The organism is Haladaptatus sp. ZSTT2 (assembly GCF_037081775.1).
In the GTDB taxonomy this organism is placed as follows: Archaea; Halobacteriota; Halobacteria; order Halobacteriales; family Halococcaceae; genus QDMS2.
Genome location: NZ_JBAMHQ010000001.1, coordinates 1,253,921 through 1,270,410, shown reverse-complemented (window position 1 = coordinate 1,270,410; position 16,490 = coordinate 1,253,921). Strand labels below are relative to the sequence as shown.

Sequence of the window (16,490 nt, the reverse complement as noted above, 5' to 3'; positions counted from 1 at the left end):
TAAGAAGTTATAGTTCGTTGTGCGTCACGTCGCTCGACCACCGAAGTTGACCGTCTATTCTCACCGGGAAATCCTCAAGCACAAACAGTTGTAAGAGCTCATCGCGTGCGACTTCGAACGGTTCGATATCGCCAGCGCTCAGGAAGTACTCGTTGTTCGTCTGGATGTACGGCACCACAAGACTGCCAAGGCCGCGGTCTGCCGTGGGGAACGTTTGCATATTGATTTCGTAGGTCTCTCCTCCAGCAGTCCGGGTAATTTCCCAGAGCAACGGCGTTCCGCTGTCGGCCTGTGCAACCGCGAGGCCACCGTCGCCAATCACAGCGTACTGGCCGCCGACGATGCTCTCGCCTTTGGCAACCTTGAGCGCAGACGAAAGCGGGAAGCCGCCGTTGAGTAGGCGCGCAACCGTACCTCCGATACGAACCGCCCCGCTGTTGATGACATCAGAGAGCGTGACGATGCCGCCAATCGCGCCCTTCTCGATGAGCGCCATTCCCTGGTCGTAGGAAGAACAGGCGTTGAGGAAGAAGGCGTCTACGCCCACGTCGTCGAGCGTGGACACGTCGAGTTTCCCGTCTACGCACTCGAAGCCTTCTGCATCGATGTGGCCGATGTAGTGGAGGAACTCGGTCTGACTCGTGAGCACATCCGCGAGTTCTGCGGTCGTGAGGTCGTGTTTGATGCTCACGTCGAACAGCAACTCAGAGCGCGAGCCGTAGACGCGGTCGACGATGTCGCGCTCTTCGTCCATCTGCGGGTCGTTGCAGACGACGGTGATGTCGATGTCACCGTCCGACAGTTCGCGCGCGAGGTGGTTGTGGAACGCCTGCGTCGTCGTCTTACTCGCGCCGAGTGGCGCGCCGTCACCAACCCACGCCTGTTCGAGCGACGTGACCGCCTGTGGCTTTACGTACGATGTAGGTGCTGCAGACGCTGAAGACGCACTGCGCATGAAACTGCCGTCGCGCAGGAACTCATCGACGAGCGCCATCTGTGCGTCCGCGTGCGCGACCTGTTCTGCCTGTGGCGTGCGCACGACCGCGAGGTCGTCGACGAGGAACGGTAGCGTCTCGACGCTCGTTGGCGACAGCGAAACGTGCGAGGTGAGCTTCCACTCGGGCAAGAACGGTTCGACGGTCTCGAAGGGCACAGAGAGGTACGCTTCGAGCTGCGCGGTGAGCGGCTGGTCGTAGAGCGCGGCGAAGTCGAGCGAGACGCGTTCTTCTATCTCGTGGCGCTCGTGGAGATTCAGCTTATACAGCCCTTCCGTGCGCGTGATGCAGTCTAAGAAGAATACGTGTTTGAGCACGGCTTCGACCGTGTTTTCGAACTCCCGTGGCGTGTCGCCAAGCGGGAACGTAAAGCCCTCCTCGGTGACGAGTCGGGCGTCGAAGCCGGGGACGAGGTCGGCCCCGAGGTAGTACACCAGCGGCGCGGCACAGAAGATGTATCCCGTCTCTGGGGGCACCTCGATGGTGACGCCCGTGTCGGGGTGCACTAGATCCTCGGGGATGTGGAGTTCGTCACCGAGTTCGACCAGCGGCGGGTGACCTCTGAGCGTGGGGTATGAGCGCTCTGGCGTCGTGGTTTTGAGCGCAGAGCCGAACGTCGAGACGGCTGCCATCAAGTCGCGCGGGTCTTCGGTCGTCGTGACGGTTCCAGCCGGGTGCTTGTGGTGTGAGCGCGCTCCGACGAGCACTTCGGTCGGTTCGTCGAACTCGATGTGCAGTTGCTGTGCGTCGCCTGCGAGGGTGAGCGGCCCGCGTGCACGCAGGTAGATCTTCATCGGTGCGCACAGTTCGAGGCTGTACTCACCTTCTGGCAGCACTGCGTCAGCGAAGTGTTCTGCTTCGGCTATCATTTCGCCAGCCGCGTCGCGGACGTACACCGGCACAACGGTTGGGAGGGTAAGCCGTTCGGTGCGGATAGAGACTGCGCCGTCAATCGGAAATGCAAACTCGTCTGTGTCGATACCCGTCGGTGTGACTGGCGTTTTCGAGAGGAGTGAATACCGCCGCCGTTCGATGGCATCAGTGATCTCTAGCCCGGTTCCCCCGTCTAATTCTCGATACGTAATATACACGTGTGCGCTCACCTCGGTGATTGTCCGGCTCTCCCACACCTGACAGTCGTTGCTACCTTACTGTTGTATGAAGGTAAAAATGTATCTACTAGCTTAGAGATACTGTGCGTTGTCATGGTAGGTTATCCACCGCCTCGAATGTCAGCCACGCCGTTGTCACATCATCGTCGCGGAGATGCCATCGTTGTTGGAACGTGCCCGCTCGTTCCCGAAGTTCGACATGAGCGTCGAACAGCTCGGCAAAAAGCGCGACGACGTCCGCTGCATCGGTTTGTAAGTGGGCGTGGCCAAGCCCGCGCGCGTGGCGAACGCGCCAACACAGCGCGTGTAACGCCGTGAAGGTACGTTGTTCGCCATAGTGCTCGATGAGCGACGTAAGCGAATCGACACACACGCGCAACTCTGCGGGCGCAGCGCCCACTTCGAGTGCGGCGATGGCGTCGAACGTGGTCTCGATGAGTGCTGGCAACTCATCGTCGTAGACGTATTCAACGGTCTGGTCACTCCCCGTCGTCGCGGTGGCGACACTTCGCGTGACCGAACACTGCTCGATGATACGCATCTGGCGTGGGTCTGCAGTTCCTGGCACGCGCTCGCGGATGGCATCTGCGGTGGTGTCTGTAAGCACGAACAGCCGTCGTCGTGGTAGCGTGGAATCCCCGAGCATCTGGCGCGAGACGGCGCTAAAGGCTGCTTGAGGAACACTTCCGGTCACGAGAACCATGCTTCCAGCTTGTTTTAGCTGGGTCAGTGCTCGCCCAAACTCCAGTACGTCCGCCTCCTCCAGCGCACCGGGGCTCATGGCTGATAGCCTCTCGCAAGAAGCATAATTGTTTCTAATCTTATGATTGTCAGACAAACGGTACCATCCCTGTAATGTGTTACCATGTGCTTGTGCCGGTAACGGGAAAGTATTTAATGAAAAACTTAGTTACTCAGAACTAGAGTAACTAATGTCCATTCTCGTCACTGGCGGCGACGGCTACATCGGCTGGCCAACCGCCCTCCGCATCGCAGATCGCACCGACGACCGCGTAATTCTCGTCGACAACTTCGCCCGTCGCGGCTGGGTCGAAGAGGTCGGCGCGACGAGCGCCGTCCCCATCATGAGCATCGACCAGCGCCTCGCGGCCGCAGAGGAGTCCCTTGGCCTCTCGAACCTCTCGTTTATCGAAGGCGACCTCACCGAGAAGTCGTTCGTCGATGAACTCCTGACCGTCCACGAGCCGCGCGCGATTGTCCACACCGCGGCCCAGCCGTCTGCGCCCTACTCGCAAATCAACGGCGAGCGCGCGAACTACACCCAGCACAACAACATGCAGGCCACTCGCAACCTCGTCTGGGGCTTAGAGGAACACGGCCTGACCGACACCCACTTCATCGAGACCACGACGACGGGCGTCTACGGCGCACCGACCTTCCCGATTCCCGAAGGCGGCGCGACGATGGAGAACCAAGGCGAGCGCGACGAAGTGCCGTTCCCCGCCATGGCCGGCAGCTGGTACCACCTCACGAAAAGCCACGACGCGGCGAACCTTCGCCTCGCAAACAAGCAGTTCGGCATCCCGATTTCCGACGTGCGTACGGCCATCACCTACGGCACGGAAACTGAGGAAACCCGCGAGGACAGCCGCCTGAAGACCCGCTTTGACTTCGACTACTACTTCGGCGTCGTTTCCCACCGCTTTGCCGCACAGGCTGTCGCGGGCTACCCGCTCACGGTGTACGGCAAGGGCGAACAGCGAAAGCCGTTCATCAGCTTAGAAGACGCCGTCGAGGGCCTCGCACAACTCGCCCTCGCAGACCCAGACGACCGACCCGACGACCTCACCGTCTACAACCAGGTCACCCGCGCCATCAGCATCGTCGAGATGGCGAACACCATCTCCGACGTCGCCCAGGAGTTCGACTACGACGCCGCTGTCAAGCACTTCGAGAACCCACGCGACGAAGACGAGACGCACAAGATGGAGATTGCAAACGAGAAGTACATGGCGCTCATCGGCGAGCAGGCCCAGGACTTCGAGAGCGGCACCCGCGACATCCTCACGACGCTCGCACGCTATGAGGACACCATCACCGCCTACGAAGACCGCTTCCTTCCGAGCGTCTTAGAGGACTAAGCGATGAACGTGCTCGTCACCGGCGGGTGTGGCTACATCGGTAGCGCGCTCGTCCCCCTGCTCCAGCAGAGCCCTGAAATCGAGAACATCGTCATCCTCGACAACTACTCGCTCGGGTCGCCGCGCAACCTGATGGGGGCGAACTTAGACGATTCTATCGACTTTCGCCGGGGCGACGTCCGCGAGTACGGCGACGTCGAAAGTGCCATGCGCGACGTGCAGACGGTGATTCACCTCGCCGCCATCACGGGCGCAGACAGCACCCACGACCGCCGCGAGGAGACCTTCGACGTGAACCTTGAAGGGACGAAAAACGTCCTCACTGCCGCCCGCAAGCTCGACGTCGAAAACGTCGTCTTCGCCTCGTCGTGTAACAACTACGGCCGGGCGACGAGCATGGACCTCACCGAGGACACGCCGACCGACCCGCTCAACCCCTACGCCGAGTCGAAACAGGCCGCAGAGGAGTTGTTGCGCGACACCATCGACGAGTCGGGGATGCAAGGGGTCGCACTCCGCATGAGTACGAACTACGGCTACGCCCCCGGCGTGCGCTTCAACCTCGTCGTCAACCACTTCGTCTTTCGCGCGCTGACGCGCCGCCCGCTGACCGTCTACGGCGACGGGAGCAACTGGCGACCGTTCATCCACGTCAAAGACGCCGCGCGCGCCTACGCCCACGCCGCGCTCAACCCCGACGACTGGGACGAATTCGTCTACAACGTTGGGTCGAACGACCAGAACTTCCGCATCGCAGAAATCGCGCAGGTCGTGAGCGAGGAGGTAGGCGAGGTCAACATCACCTACTTAGAGGACAAACACCCCGGCCCGTCGTATCACGTCAACTTCGACCGGCTGGCGAACACCGGCTTCAGGACCGAATGGACGCTCCGCGAGGGCGTCCGCGAACTCGCAGACCACTTCAGACAACCATGAGCACGGACACGCCGCGCGTCGCCATCACGGGGGCCGCGGGCTACATCGGCAGTCGCGTCATTTCGAAACTACAGGAGGAACACCCCGACTGGGAACTCGTCGCCTTCGACAACTTCTATCTCGGGCAGGTGCGCTCGGTGGGCGACGTGGACATCTCCCACCTCGACATCCGCCAGCGCGACCGCTTAGAGGAAACCCTCGAAGGCGCTGACGTGGTCATCCACCTCGCCGCCGTGAGCGGCGTCAAAGACTGCGACCAGAACGCAGACCTCGCCTACGAGGTGAACGTCCAAGGGACGAACAACGTCGCGTGGTTCTGTAAGAAGACCGGCGCGGCACTCGTCTTCCCGTTCAGCATGGCCGTCCTCGGCGACCCCCAAACGTTCCCTATCACCGTAGACCAGCCGCGTGCCCCGCTCAACTGGTACGGGCGGACGAAACTGCTTGGCGAGCGCGCAATCGAGACGATGGCTGAGGGTGCGTTTCCGGCTCACCTGTTCATGATTTCGAACGTGTACGGCAAACACGAACTCGAAGGGCAGACCATCTCGAAGAATACGGTCATCAACTTCTTCGTCAACCGCGCGCTCGCAGGTGAGGACTTGACGGTGTACAAACCCGGCACGCAAGCGCGAAACTACGTCCACGTCAAAGACGTTGCCAACGCCTACGTCCGCAGCGCAGAGCGCCTCGTCGACCGGCTCGACGCGGGCGAAACCGGCGTCGAGAAGTACGAGATTGCGAGCGACGAAGACCCGAGCGTGATGGACGTCGCAGAGTTGGTTCAACACCACGCCGCCTCCCTGCTCGGCACCGACCTCGACATCAAGCTGCTCGACAATCCGCGAACTGAGACACTCGTCGATTCGTTCACGGTCGATACCTCTGGGGCCCACGAGCGCCTTGGCTGGGAGGTCAGACACTCCATCGAAGAGAGCGTGCACGACCTGCTCACAGCTTAACGTCCCTGCTTTCACCCGGTTTTCATTTGCTCGGGCGGGCGTGGAACACCGCCCCAAGCACGTACGCGTACACCAACGCGCCGAGCGCGGTCAATCCCTCACCCACGACTGTCACGGCGAGGACGTGCCCGGCGACGCCGATGAGTTGGCTGACCAACCCCCCTGCGATTGCACCGATCGCGAACAGCGCCGACCGATTCGAGACGCCAGGAAGCTGTCCGACGGCGGGCGGGTAAAACTGGTAGGCGACGCCGATAATCGAGAGGCCGAGAAAGCCGAGCACGTTCACCCGAAGGTGTACGGTGACGAGTTCGGCGGTTAGGTGTCCGAAGGCGAACGAGAGCCCGAGCAGCACGCCAAGGACGCCGGCTGCGGTACCCGCGAGGACGCCGTAGAAGCCCACGCGCCGTCGGTCAGACCGCGCGAAAAGCGTCCAAACCGCGAGTGCAAAGCCAATCACGGCGACGCTCTCTATGACCGCCCCCAGCCGAAACCAGCGCCCGCCACCCAACTGGGTTGCGAGTAGCGCCGGGCCGAGCGCACCGGCAGGGAGGACAACGGCGACGAGCCACCGAGGGGGCGACGCGACGAAAAACCGAGGCAAGAGTCGAAACCCCAGCGCGAAAAGGAGGAGGGCTGCCGTTCCGGCGGCGAGCAGGTGCGTCACGCGGGGGAAGTACCCATCAAGAAGTGTCGGGAGGACGGAGTATCGGGCCGCTGTTTCGTACGACCCGATGGCCAGATACCCGAGTGCGACCGGCACGAATCCGTTGGCCATTCGGTCGATAGGGCGACGGCTGGTATTCGTCGTCCCGGTCGCGGTTTCACGCCCTGTTAGATTACCTCGAACCGTCCAGAGAAGCGCGCTCAAAAAGAGTGCGACGCCACCCAGCCAGAGGAACGCGCCGAGGGCCGCGAGCCACTTGGGACCGACACCGAGTGACGCGAGTATGAGACTGCCGGTTCCGGTGACGGTGAGCGAAAACTGGCTACCCGGGGCCCACCGAACTGCTAACTGGCGGTTGAAGTACGACGGAACCAGCGAGTACGCCTTTCCGAACAGCATGTGGAGGGCGAATCCGAAGACACCAAGGAGCACCTCTGTGTGTCGGGGGACTCCCCAAAGCACGCTGACCTGCCACCCGACGAGGAATATGGCGCTCAAGACGACGTACCGGCGCGCCCACCGCGAAGTTGTTGCTGTCGTCATTGGGACACGTTACACGCTTCTCGTAGATTGTAGTTTGCCTAGATAACGTGAGTTACTCGGTGCCCTCGCGGAGCGACTCATTCAACCTCACTGGGTGGTGGGTTGTTCTACGTCTTCGCGCGCTGGCAACCGTGCGAGGATGGGTCCGAGGACGAAGCCGATGACAAATCCCGCCACCACCCCGAAGACGAGCCCGGCTGCGAGGTTTGCGTCGAGACTCCACGCGGTGAGGAGGCCGACGCTGGCACCCACGGGAATGCCGACTTGCACACCACTCACGACGCCGTTGGTCTGCTCGCCTCGGAGGCGGTCTCGGACGATGAACGAACCGGTGAGCAACCCGATGAGCACCCCGGTACCCGCCCCGTAGGTGAGGCCGATGGAGACCTCCACGTCTGTGAGGAGCGCAACGAGCGTGCCGACGAACCCCCCGAACCCCGCACCGAGGCCGATGCCCGCACCAGCCAGATGTTGTGTCGATTGCTGGTTCATGTCTGATAATTCGAGTTGACAGAGTATAGCGGCTCTATCGAGTCTCAGGCAGTGGGAATCGCGTCACTGTTTGGCACCCCGTCGCGGTTCCAATCACTCCAGTCGCTCGCTTCCCGAGGCGACAGTGTCCACGCCAGGACTGTAGAGATACACCGGGTCGCTCGCCGGGTCGGCAAACCCGTTCGCCCGAAACAACCCGTTTTCACCCCACTCGACGCTCGCTTCGGTGAGTGACCACGGTTCGTGGCTCACCGCCGCGTAGCGAAGTTCCCCGCTCAGGGCTTCCGTGTAGTATCGATAGCGTTCTGTGAGGAAGGCTTCGAGCGAATCCGGGTCAGCGCGGAACTGCTCGCCGGTCGGGCCATAGGTCGCGTGAAAGCGAACCGGCCGCGCGCCCGGGTGGACGCGCCGACTCGAGAACTTGATGCGGTCGGCTTCGGAAGTGAGGGAAATCCGGGCGTAGTAGTAGGGCAGGTGGTGAAAGAGGCGCGCTCCGACCACACCGAAGACGCCCTGCGCGTCGAGGCTGAAGAAATAGACGCCCGGCTCGCCGTCGTGGGTGACGTAGGTGCGCAAGTTGAGTTCTGGGAGTCGAAAGCCCATTCGTTTTGGCCCACCGGCCGGGCGCACCGCGACGTTCGTAAACGGAACCGCAGAGAGCCACGCCTGTCCGTCGAACGTGTCCACCGAAAGCGAGTCGGGGAGGTGTGCTGCGACGACTTCGGGGGCAACCGACCAGTTTGCGAATAGGACGTGTCGCCACCCCATCGAGACGGGGAATGACAGGAGGTTGTGAAAACGTGACATTGGGAGGTGCGTAGATGACTGTACGGTGTGACTCTGTACAGGCTCCATACTCAGACCACTGCCATAACCGTTGACGGCGGTGGTGGCTTCGCAGTCTCACATCCAGAGATGCATGGAGGAAGCCCACGACTTTAGTCGTGGGTCGATGACCGGCATCCTCCTCGTGAAAGGCACGACGCTCGGTTTGGCCGTCCTTGCGATGATTGCGTTCATGGTGCGTGATGGACAGCCAGTTGTCCTCCCGCAGGTTGTCATCTTCGCGGTGTTGGGCCTTCTCGGACTGGTGTTGGTCGTTCGCTTCCTTCGGGCGATTGAACCGACCAGCGTCGCACGCCGCGACACGGCTGAATCGATGACCTCTCGTGGAGACCCGCGCTGACCTTCCTCGATACAGCCGCCGGATATGCCAATGTCACAACGATTTAATCGCTGGTTCGCAATCCTCTCGTATGACCAAGAGTAGCCATGGTGCTCGCTGACGAATTCATCCGTTTGTTTGGGTCTAATCCCGTCATCCACGGGCTGATTGGCGGGATGATAATCGCCTCGTTCAACCTGCTCGGTGCGTCGCTGGTGCTCGTCTGGCGCAACCCTTCTGAGAAAGCGCTCGACGCCGCACTGGGCTTCGCTGCAGGCGTCATGCTCGCGGCGAGTTTCACGAGCCTCATCATCCCCGGCATCGAGCAGTATTCGAACGGCAATCCCGTCCCCGTCCTCGTGGGCGTCGTCCTCGGCGCGTTGTTTTTAGACCGCTCTGACATGCTCGTCCCGCACGCTCACTATTTGCTTTCGGGTCGCTCGCGCCCGGACGCCGCCCACCCTTCGACGAACCTGCCCGTGACGGACGAGCGACTGTCCGGCGTCATCCTGTTCATCCTTGCCATCACGCTTCACAACATGCCAGAGGGGCTCGCTGTCGGCGTCGGCTTCGGCAGTGGGAACATCGACACGGCCATCCCGCTCATGCTCGCCATCGGCATTCAGAACATTCCAGAGGGGCTTGCGGTGTCGGTTGCCGCCATCAACGCCGGATTAGACCGGCGCTTTTACGCCGCGTTCGCCGGGATTCGCTCGGGCGTCGTCGAAATCCCCCTCGCCGTGTTCGGCGCGTACGCCGTCCAGACTGTTTCTGCCCTCCTCCCCTACGCGATGGGCTTCGCCGCGGGTGCAATGTTGTTCGTCATCAGTGACGAAATCATCCCCGAGACGCACACGAGCGGCAACGAGCGCGTCGCCACCCTCGGCGTGATTTTCGGGGCCGTCGTGATGCTGTATCTCGACATCTCACTCGGGTAGCTACTCGTCGCTCGCCTGTCTGCGTCCACTGACCTGCTGTCTGAGTACGTTGAGGCCGGGTCGGCCGTCTGCCACCCACACGACGAGCGCCAGTGCCGTGAGGACCAGTTCGAGGGCGAAGTACGCAGACCACTGCATCGACAGGAAGTGAGCGAGGATGCTCGCCGGTTCGTGTTCGTAGGGCGCAACCGGAAGCAGCGGCCAGCCGAGATACGAGAGGAAGATAAACTCCCTTTCGAGCACGGGATAGAGGCCGTCGGCCACGAGGTGTGAGAGGTAGCCAAGCGCGAACGCCCACCCCAACCGCACCCGCGAGAGGCGTTTCCCAATGGCAACGGCGATGGCGATGACGACGAGCGTCGTGAAGAGCGAATGGGCGAGCGACCGCCCGCTCGGGAGGAGGCCGAATGTCCAGCCGAGTGGCTTGTCGATGAGGTCTGGAAACTGCGTGCCGAGGGCGACGAGGAACACGCCCGCACTGGGGATGTCCGTGCCTTTCGCGCGATAATACAACGAGTACAGCAGATACCCGACCGCGAGATGTCCCCATGGCCACATGCGAAGGAGTTCTCAACCGGGGGGCTTACGCACTTTGTTTGTCCGCTGTCGCGTCACTTCGCGTGACGGACGATGTGCACATCGTACTGCGGGTCGGCAGAAACCGGTGCGCCGACGCTCGTGAGCGGCTGGGAGACGCGCCCGGCATTCTCGCTGCCGATAAAGACGATGTCTGCATCGACCTCGGCTGCGACCTTTCGGACGGTGCGCACGATGTTCATCGTCACCGACGAGTACGGTTCGTCTTCGGGGTCGCGGGCGTGTTCGACGCGGAAGGTCGCTTCAGGGGCAATGTTCTCGACGCGTTCGCGCAGGTTTTCAGTGAAGCCCTCCGCATCGAAACTTCCACCATCCGCCCAACCGCGCTCTTGTGCGTACGTTTCGTCGTCGGGGATGACGACGAGTGCGACGACGTCTTTCGAAAACGCCTCGCCGAACAACGCGGCACGTTCGAGAGCGGTTTCGGACAGCGCAGAGCCGTCGAAAGGAACGAGGAGTACCATATGTCACCCATTGTGAGCGAGTATCTTTGTTCTTGTTGTGGCTGTGGGTGAGACGGCTCCTGTTCTTCCTGTCATTCGAGCTCTGCGCTTATTGGGTCGTTTCCGTCACGAACTCAAACCGAGCCCCACCCTCCGCTCCTTCCCTGATGTCGATTTCCCAGCCGTGTGCCAATGTAATTTCATTGATGATTGCGAGCCCGAAACCGGTTCCCTCGGAGTCGGTGGTGTACCCGTACTCGAACACGCTCTCGCGCTTGTCCGGCGGGATACCGGGGCCCGTATCCTCGATGTAGAACCCCGTGTCGTTGTCGAGCCATCCGACGCGTACGGTCAGTGCATGTTCCTGAGGCTCGTCGGCGCGGGTGTCCATCGGTTGGTCGCCGGTTGAGCCGTGCAGGACGCTGTTCCGAAACAGGTTCTCGAATACCTGCGTGAGGCGGCCCACGTCGGCGTCGACTCGTCTGTCGGTCTCCACGACAAGTGTGGCTGTGCCGGTGTCGACGGTGTCCCACGCGCGGTGGGCAACCGTATCGAGTGAAACCGACTCTGTTTCTTCGACAGCGTTGCCTTGTCGAGCCACCGCTAGAACATCTTCGATGATGCGTTTCATCCGTTCCTGGGCATTTGCAATCGCCTCGAAATGCATTGACTCACCCGTCCTTTCTGCCATCTCAAGTCGCCCCATCGCGACCGTCAGTGGATTTCGGAGGTCGTGTGTGACCACCGCAGCAAACTTTTCGAGGCGCTCGTTCTGCCGTTTCAACTCCAACTCACGCGCTTTTCGCTCTGTGATGTCACGAACCACTCCGATTGTTCCCATTGCTTTCCCATCTTCCCAGAGCACTGTGAGCGTGGCCTCTAACGGAACGCGCTCTCCGGATGCGGTCGTGATGGCCGCTTCGACCGTCTCAATGGCTGTCGACTCTGTCGTGATGAGTCGGTGAATTGCCTGCATGAACTGCTCGACAGCCGCATCGTCCAACAGAATTGAGGGGTGATTCTTGAGCAGCTCCTCCCGTTCGTACCCCGTAAGCTCAACGAATCTATCGTTTACTTTCACATATCGGCCGTCCAAATCGAGGACGTAAATTCCGTCGCCCATCACTTCGATTATCTGTTCGTAGAGTTCGATTGATTCGGACTTCATGCCTGTCCACGCTCTCTGCATACTGGCGGGACGAACGCGCTTGCGCCATCCCTCCATTGACCGTCTCGACCACCATCGTTCACTTTAACCATTAACCCTCATCCGCCCACCCGATTGCTGCGCGTCACTGACATCGTACTCGACATCATTCTGTACCACCCTGTATCTCCCTTGAGTGTGGTTCATCCGTCGACTTCGACGGGTTGTGCCGCATTGTTCAAGGCGCGAGAATCACCGTTAGGGGCGTTTTCGACGAATCTCTTGCAGTCGGGAGTGTAAATCCACCATTTAATTCATGCTAATATGACATTCAGTACTATTGACTTTTTCGCCACCATTCCATGTCGCTGGAAACCTGGAGTCACACACCTGCGGGACGAACTGGTTGGGGCGCGACTCAAGCCGATGAACGGAGTGGTTTGCACCGCATGTACGTCCAGAACCAGTCAGGTTCAGTTGCTGAGCCGATATCGAGTGCATCCTGGTCGAACTGATTTCAATCCAAACATGTGGGGTGATGGCAATTGACGTGGAAATGACAAAACAAGTTAAATAATCGCCACTGCCAGTTCTAGCATGGCTGACTACCCTCATAGACTGCATCGAGCGGTTGATTTCGACCGAATCGAAACGGAGTATCCGCCCCCAGAAGAGTTTCTCGCGGACGACGGTTTCTTTTATGCGTCGCGTGAGGAGATCCGCGAACGCAAAGAACAGCGGCTCAAATGGAAGGTCGAACAGGCGTGGGAGATTCCGTTTTACCGACGGCGCTGGGAGGCGGCGGGCATCACGCCCGACGACATAAACGGCCTTGACGATATCAACAAGATTCCAATCTATACCATCGAAGATATCAGAAAGAGCATCGACGACCACCCGCCGTACGGGGACTATCAAGGTGCTGCGCTGCACAACCCGGACGACGCACCACTCAGAATGTTCATGAGCGGTGGGACGACCGGTGCGCCGCGCCCACAGATTTTCACTGCCGACGAGCGCGTGATTCAGGCGCTCTCGATTGCTCGGGCGATGTACATGCACGGCATCCGCCCCGGCGACGTGGCGCTCAACACCTGGGCGTTTTCGACTCACAACGGCGCGTGGATCGTCGATTACGGCTTCTACCACTGGCTTGGCGTGACCGACATCACGACGAGTACGGGCACCGTCACCCCGAGCACCGAGCAGCTCGAACACGCGCGGCGTTGGGACGTAGACACCATCTACGCCTTCCCATCGTACCTGCTCAGACTCGCAGAGGTCGCAGAGCAACAGGGCTATGACCCGAAAACCGACTTCAATCTCAAGACGATTTCCACGTATGGCCCGCAGAACGAACGCGACCTCGTCGAGGAGGCGTGGGGCGTGCCGGTGTACAACAACTACGCCTTCCACGAGGTCAACACGATTTCTGCCTCGTGTGCGGAGCGAGACGGAATGCACATCTTCGAAGACCTGTTTCACATCCAAATCGTCGATTCTGAAACCGGCGAAGAAGTCGAACCGGGCGAGACCGGGGAAATCGTCGTGACCGAACTGTACAAAACCGGCGCGCCACAGGTTCGGTACAACATCAAAGACCTGTCTGCCATGGTCGAAACCCCCTGTGCCTGTGGGAGCAAGATGCACCGCCTCACGGACTTTCTGGGCCGCGGTGACAACATGGTCAAGGTTCGCGGCATCAACGTCTGGCCGGAAGCCGTGGGTCAAGTGCTCACCGACCACGACCGCGTCTCTGCTGAGTACTTCATCTTTGCCGACGCAGACGACAACCGAAACACGACGCTCACCGCACTGGTCGAACACAAACCGGGCGATTCGTCCACCATCCCCGAACTCGAAGCCGAACTCGAAGCCATGCTCAACGCAGCGTTCGACGTTTCAATCGCCGTCGAGGTGAAAGCGCCCGGCGAGTTGGCTTCCCTCACGAAAATCGGGCAGAAAACGAAAATCGATCGGTTCGAAGACCGGCGCTAAGGTCGGGACACCCTCTACAGGTCGGCCCCGTCGAACTGCCCTAAAATCTCCACGGCGTTGTCGTGATAGATGCCTTCGAGTTGCTCTCGGCTCAGGTCGAGTTCTTCCCACGCCTCGTACAGTTCGTCGTGTGAGAAGATGGGGTAGTCCGAGGCGAACATGATTTTCCCCTGGAATCCGGGGCGGTGTTCGATGCTCTGTTTGAGTTCTTCTGGCCACCACCGCGGACTCCAGCCGTGGAGTTCGTACCCGACGATGTTCTCTTTGTGGATGAACGTCGCGATGGCTTCGCTCTGCCACGGCCACGCCGGACGGCCGATGATAATCTGCATCTCCGGGAAGTCAGCAGCGAGCTTGTCGACGTGTTTCGGGTGGCAGTACTGGAGTATTCGCCCGTCGCCGCCGGGGTGGCGCGCGCCAATGCCCGTGTACCCGAGTTGGACGTGGACGGGCGCATTGTGTTCGAGACAGAGTTCGTAGAAGGGATGGTACGCCTCATCCGAGGCGGCGACGTTCGTTGATGCTCCGTTCACGGTGAACCCCACAAGTCCCATATCCAATTCCGTGAGACAGCGCTCGAACTCTTCGAGTGTGTCCTCGTTCGGGTCAATCATGATCCATTGGCCGATGAAGACATCCCGGTTCTCGCTGATGATTCGCGCGGTGTCGTCGTGGAGCGCTCGCACCTCTTCGATGGGGAGGTCGGTGGTACACCCGATGTTTATCATGACCCGCACGCCCGCCCCCCGCAGGTCTTCGAGCATCTCCGCTTCCGTGCCCAACTCGACTTCCCGGCGGAAATTGACGGTCGCTCGCTCTCGGTCTTCTTCTGTCCTGAACACGTAGGCTTCGTCCGTCGAATAGTGGCAGTGGACGTCAAGGACTTGCATCTCGTTACCTAATGTCATACCTGATAAGCCGTCCCCATTGAGAAAAATCCATACGTCGTTCCACGAGTGGCTCACGCCAATCTGTTTGCTGTGGTCACGGCACACCACTGCAGCAGGTGAGGCGCGCCGTGTGCGCAGCGTTAGTTTCGCTTCACGTAGAACGGCTGGGCCGAGTGGCGTTTCACGCGTCGATAATCGGGTCTTTGAGCGATTCTACCTTCGACATGATGTCGGTGACCGCGTCCTCCTCAACACCATTTTCCCGTAGGGCGCGTTCGAGATGTGTGCCAACGGCATCGAAGTCGGTTTCGTCGATATCGAGATGCGCGTGCGCTTCTCGCATGTCTGCCCCAGCGTATTCGACGGGGCCACCAGTGACTGAACTGATGAACTGAACCTGGTGGGCTCTGAGTGCTTGCATGTCCATCCCTTCGAAGAATTCAACGAGTCGGTCGTCTGCGAGTACGGAGGAATAAAAGTCTTCAACGACGTTCTCGATTACCTCTCGTCCGCCGATTTCTCGGTATACAGTCTGGGACATTGACTAGATGTGCCTCAGAGCCGAATGGGGATACGACCGATTGCGAAGCTATTCGGGTCTTTATAGCTCCGTGCTAAGAAAACGCATCCCACAGTCACACCTCTGACTCGGGAAGGAGCTGGTCGAGCAGTTTCTCCTGGGTGACAGCGAGGTGTTCGCTAAACGTCGCGACCGAAATACCGAGTGCTGTGGCCACGTCCGCCGAGTCAGCTTGCTTTGGCTGTTCAAAATACCCCATCTCGTGGGCGGTCTGAAGCACTTCGAACTGCCGGTTGGTGAACGCGGTTCGATCGACGAACAGGAGTGCCGTTCGGTCGTCTGCCGTCCGCTGCGTCAGTCGCTGTACGCGGACGCTTGAACAGCACGAGTGGAGGTCTGCGACGACCGATTGGACTGTCTCTATGTCCGGTGCGATGAAGGTCACGACGAGTGCCCCATCCCCAGCGCGGAGGGCTCGGATCGGACACCCGGAGTCAGGGATACGCCCACACGGGCACTCACCGCTTTCGTTCGTGTACCTGTACACCGAGCGGTCGCCGTCACGGAAGACGAGATCGGCTTGTTTCGGTTCGGTTGCAGACGCGACGGTGTGGTCTATCGTGACCTCACCGACGATTCCACCGCCTGCAGCGTCAGCTCGGCGGTCAGTGGTGATTGACTCGACCTCGAAGTCCTCGCTCAAGGAGGCAACGGGACATGCATCAACACCGCGGACAACCAGACGGACGTGGATTCCAGCGTCCATTGGCCACTCTATCGGACGCATGGATAAATGGGTCTTGGCTGCGTTCGACCACGCGTCCCCGACAAGGTCGATTGCGACTGTTCGAAGATTTGCTGACAGTTTGGCCACTTCATCCGAATGTCTGATTGGACATGTATTCTGACCTTCATTTTCATAACAACTATCTTAATTGAACTTTTCCAACCACCTCTCTAACCAGAATAGGGCGTGCAATATG

17 protein-coding genes are annotated in these 16,490 nt (G+C 60.2%); 6 read left to right on the top strand and 11 right to left on the bottom strand.

Features of this window, described 5'->3' with window-relative positions:
- Positions 1 to 7 precede the first annotated feature (7 nt).
- Together V5N13_RS06960 and V5N13_RS06955 are read right to left on the bottom strand one after the other, a co-directional pair.
- On the bottom strand, positions 8 to 2,098 hold the full coding sequence (locus V5N13_RS06960) for a hypothetical protein (protein WP_336360175.1): 2,091 nt from the start codon (positions 2,096 to 2,098) through the stop codon (positions 8 to 10).
- 100 nt (positions 2,099 to 2,198) lie between these two features.
- Complete coding sequence (locus V5N13_RS06955; protein ID WP_336360174.1) at positions 2,199 to 2,888, bottom strand: DUF7504 family protein; 690 nt, start codon at positions 2,886 to 2,888, stop codon at positions 2,199 to 2,201.
- A 151-nt stretch (positions 2,889 to 3,039) separates the two neighbouring features.
- Between V5N13_RS06955 and V5N13_RS06950 the strand changes: the two genes are divergently transcribed.
- Genes V5N13_RS06950 through V5N13_RS06940 form a run of 3 tightly spaced genes read left to right on the top strand, consistent with a single transcriptional unit; the run spans position 3,040 to position 6,107 of the window.
- Positions 3,040 to 4,209 (top strand): NAD-dependent epimerase/dehydratase family protein, encoded by a 1,170-nt coding sequence (locus V5N13_RS06950; protein ID WP_336360173.1) that lies wholly within the window; start codon positions 3,040 to 3,042, stop codon positions 4,207 to 4,209.
- Positions 4,210 to 4,212: 3 nt separating this feature from the next.
- Complete coding sequence (locus V5N13_RS06945) at positions 4,213 to 5,145, top strand: NAD-dependent epimerase/dehydratase family protein (RefSeq protein WP_336360172.1); 933 nt, start codon at positions 4,213 to 4,215, stop codon at positions 5,143 to 5,145.
- On the top strand, positions 5,142 to 6,107 hold the full coding sequence (locus V5N13_RS06940; protein WP_336360171.1) for an NAD-dependent epimerase/dehydratase family protein: 966 nt from the start codon (positions 5,142 to 5,144) through the stop codon (positions 6,105 to 6,107). The genes V5N13_RS06945 and V5N13_RS06940 overlap by 4 nt, the downstream gene beginning before the upstream one ends.
- Before the next feature lie 22 nt (positions 6,108 to 6,129).
- Here the strand turns inward: V5N13_RS06940 and V5N13_RS06935 are convergent, their stop codons facing one another.
- From V5N13_RS06935 to V5N13_RS06925, 3 genes are all read right to left on the bottom strand, one after another.
- Positions 6,130 to 7,317, bottom strand: a complete 1,188-nt coding sequence (locus V5N13_RS06935; RefSeq protein ID WP_336360170.1) for a hypothetical protein — start codon at positions 7,315 to 7,317, stop codon at positions 6,130 to 6,132.
- An 87-nt stretch (positions 7,318 to 7,404) separates the two neighbouring features.
- Positions 7,405 to 7,809 carry a hypothetical protein gene (locus V5N13_RS06930; protein ID WP_336360169.1) on the bottom strand — a complete coding sequence of 135 codons (405 nt, stop codon included), beginning with the start codon at positions 7,807 to 7,809 and terminating at the stop codon, positions 7,405 to 7,407.
- Positions 7,810 to 7,902: 93 nt separating this feature from the next.
- Positions 7,903 to 8,616: a YqjF family protein gene (locus V5N13_RS06925; RefSeq protein ID WP_336360168.1), complete on the bottom strand. Its 714-nt coding sequence runs from the start codon at positions 8,614 to 8,616 to the stop codon at positions 7,903 to 7,905.
- 82 nt (positions 8,617 to 8,698) lie between these two features.
- Here V5N13_RS06925 and V5N13_RS06920 point away from each other — a divergent pair, with 82 nt between their 5' ends.
- Both V5N13_RS06920 and V5N13_RS06915 read left to right on the top strand, forming a co-directional pair.
- Positions 8,699 to 8,995 (top strand): hypothetical protein, encoded by a 297-nt coding sequence (locus V5N13_RS06920; RefSeq protein WP_336360167.1) that lies wholly within the window; start codon positions 8,699 to 8,701, stop codon positions 8,993 to 8,995.
- An 86-nt stretch (positions 8,996 to 9,081) separates the two neighbouring features.
- Entirely contained in the window at positions 9,082 to 9,912 is an 831-nt protein-coding gene (locus V5N13_RS06915) for a ZIP family metal transporter (protein ID WP_336360166.1), read from the top strand.
- On the opposite strand, the gene V5N13_RS06910 is transcribed toward V5N13_RS06915, so the two are convergent.
- The 3 genes from V5N13_RS06910 to V5N13_RS06900 form a co-directional block, all read right to left on the bottom strand.
- On the bottom strand, positions 9,913 to 10,470 hold the full coding sequence (locus V5N13_RS06910) for a metal-dependent hydrolase (RefSeq protein WP_336360165.1): 558 nt from the start codon (positions 10,468 to 10,470) through the stop codon (positions 9,913 to 9,915).
- Positions 10,471 to 10,523: 53 nt separating this feature from the next.
- Positions 10,524 to 10,973 (bottom strand): universal stress protein, encoded by a 450-nt coding sequence (locus V5N13_RS06905; RefSeq protein ID WP_336360164.1) that lies wholly within the window; start codon positions 10,971 to 10,973, stop codon positions 10,524 to 10,526.
- An 88-nt stretch (positions 10,974 to 11,061) separates the two neighbouring features.
- Positions 11,062 to 12,120 (bottom strand): two-component system sensor histidine kinase NtrB, encoded by a 1,059-nt coding sequence (locus V5N13_RS06900; protein ID WP_336360163.1) that lies wholly within the window; start codon positions 12,118 to 12,120, stop codon positions 11,062 to 11,064.
- Between the two features lie 576 nt (positions 12,121 to 12,696).
- On the opposite strand from V5N13_RS06900, the gene V5N13_RS06895 reads away from it, so the two are divergent.
- On the top strand, positions 12,697 to 14,097 hold the full coding sequence (locus V5N13_RS06895; protein ID WP_336360162.1) for a phenylacetate--CoA ligase family protein: 1,401 nt from the start codon (positions 12,697 to 12,699) through the stop codon (positions 14,095 to 14,097).
- Positions 14,098 to 14,111: 14 nt separating this feature from the next.
- On the opposite strand, the gene V5N13_RS06890 is transcribed toward V5N13_RS06895, so the two are convergent.
- From V5N13_RS06890 to V5N13_RS06880, 3 genes are all read right to left on the bottom strand, one after another.
- Positions 14,112 to 15,005, bottom strand: a complete 894-nt coding sequence (locus V5N13_RS06890; RefSeq protein ID WP_336360161.1) for an amidohydrolase family protein — start codon at positions 15,003 to 15,005, stop codon at positions 14,112 to 14,114.
- A 163-nt stretch (positions 15,006 to 15,168) separates the two neighbouring features.
- The gene (locus V5N13_RS06885; protein ID WP_336360160.1) at positions 15,169 to 15,528 is read right to left on the bottom strand and encodes a group I truncated hemoglobin; all 360 of its coding nucleotides are present in this window, start codon (positions 15,526 to 15,528) and stop codon (positions 15,169 to 15,171) included.
- 94 nt (positions 15,529 to 15,622) lie between these two features.
- Entirely contained in the window at positions 15,623 to 16,273 is a 651-nt protein-coding gene (locus V5N13_RS06880) for a helix-turn-helix domain-containing protein (RefSeq protein ID WP_336360159.1), read from the bottom strand.
- Positions 16,274 to 16,490 lie beyond the last annotated feature (217 nt).

Bases quoted from the DNA above. Each gene is read 5' to 3' on its own strand.
- V5N13_RS06935 (WP_336360170.1), bottom strand. From the start codon at position 7,317: ATGACGACAGCAACAACTTCGCGGTGGGCGCGCCGGTACGTCGTCTTG.
- V5N13_RS06910 (WP_336360165.1), bottom strand. From the start codon at position 10,470: ATGTGGCCATGGGGACATCTCGCGGTCGGGTATCTGCTGTACTCGTTG.
- V5N13_RS06915 (WP_336360166.1), top strand. From the start codon at position 9,082: ATGGTGCTCGCTGACGAATTCATCCGTTTGTTTGGGTCTAATCCCGTC.
- V5N13_RS06940 (WP_336360171.1), top strand. From the start codon at position 5,142: ATGAGCACGGACACGCCGCGCGTCGCCATCACGGGGGCCGCGGGCTAC.
- V5N13_RS06930 (WP_336360169.1), bottom strand. From the start codon at position 7,809: ATGAACCAGCAATCGACACAACATCTGGCTGGTGCGGGCATCGGCCTC.
- V5N13_RS06885 (WP_336360160.1), bottom strand. From the start codon at position 15,528: ATGTCCCAGACTGTATACCGAGAAATCGGCGGACGAGAGGTAATCGAG.
- V5N13_RS06890 (WP_336360161.1), bottom strand. From the start codon at position 15,005: ATGACATTAGGTAACGAGATGCAAGTCCTTGACGTCCACTGCCACTAT.
- V5N13_RS06880 (WP_336360159.1), bottom strand. From the start codon at position 16,273: ATGGACGCTGGAATCCACGTCCGTCTGGTTGTCCGCGGTGTTGATGCA.
- V5N13_RS06895 (WP_336360162.1), top strand. From the start codon at position 12,697: ATGGCTGACTACCCTCATAGACTGCATCGAGCGGTTGATTTCGACCGA.
- V5N13_RS06955 (WP_336360174.1), bottom strand. From the start codon at position 2,888: ATGAGCCCCGGTGCGCTGGAGGAGGCGGACGTACTGGAGTTTGGGCGA.
- V5N13_RS06925 (WP_336360168.1), bottom strand. From the start codon at position 8,616: ATGTCACGTTTTCACAACCTCCTGTCATTCCCCGTCTCGATGGGGTGG.
- V5N13_RS06945 (WP_336360172.1), top strand. From the start codon at position 4,213: ATGAACGTGCTCGTCACCGGCGGGTGTGGCTACATCGGTAGCGCGCTC.
- V5N13_RS06905 (WP_336360164.1), bottom strand. From the start codon at position 10,973: ATGGTACTCCTCGTTCCTTTCGACGGCTCTGCGCTGTCCGAAACCGCT.
- V5N13_RS06900 (WP_336360163.1), bottom strand. From the start codon at position 12,120: ATGAAGTCCGAATCAATCGAACTCTACGAACAGATAATCGAAGTGATG.
- V5N13_RS06950 (WP_336360173.1), top strand. From the start codon at position 3,040: ATGTCCATTCTCGTCACTGGCGGCGACGGCTACATCGGCTGGCCAACC.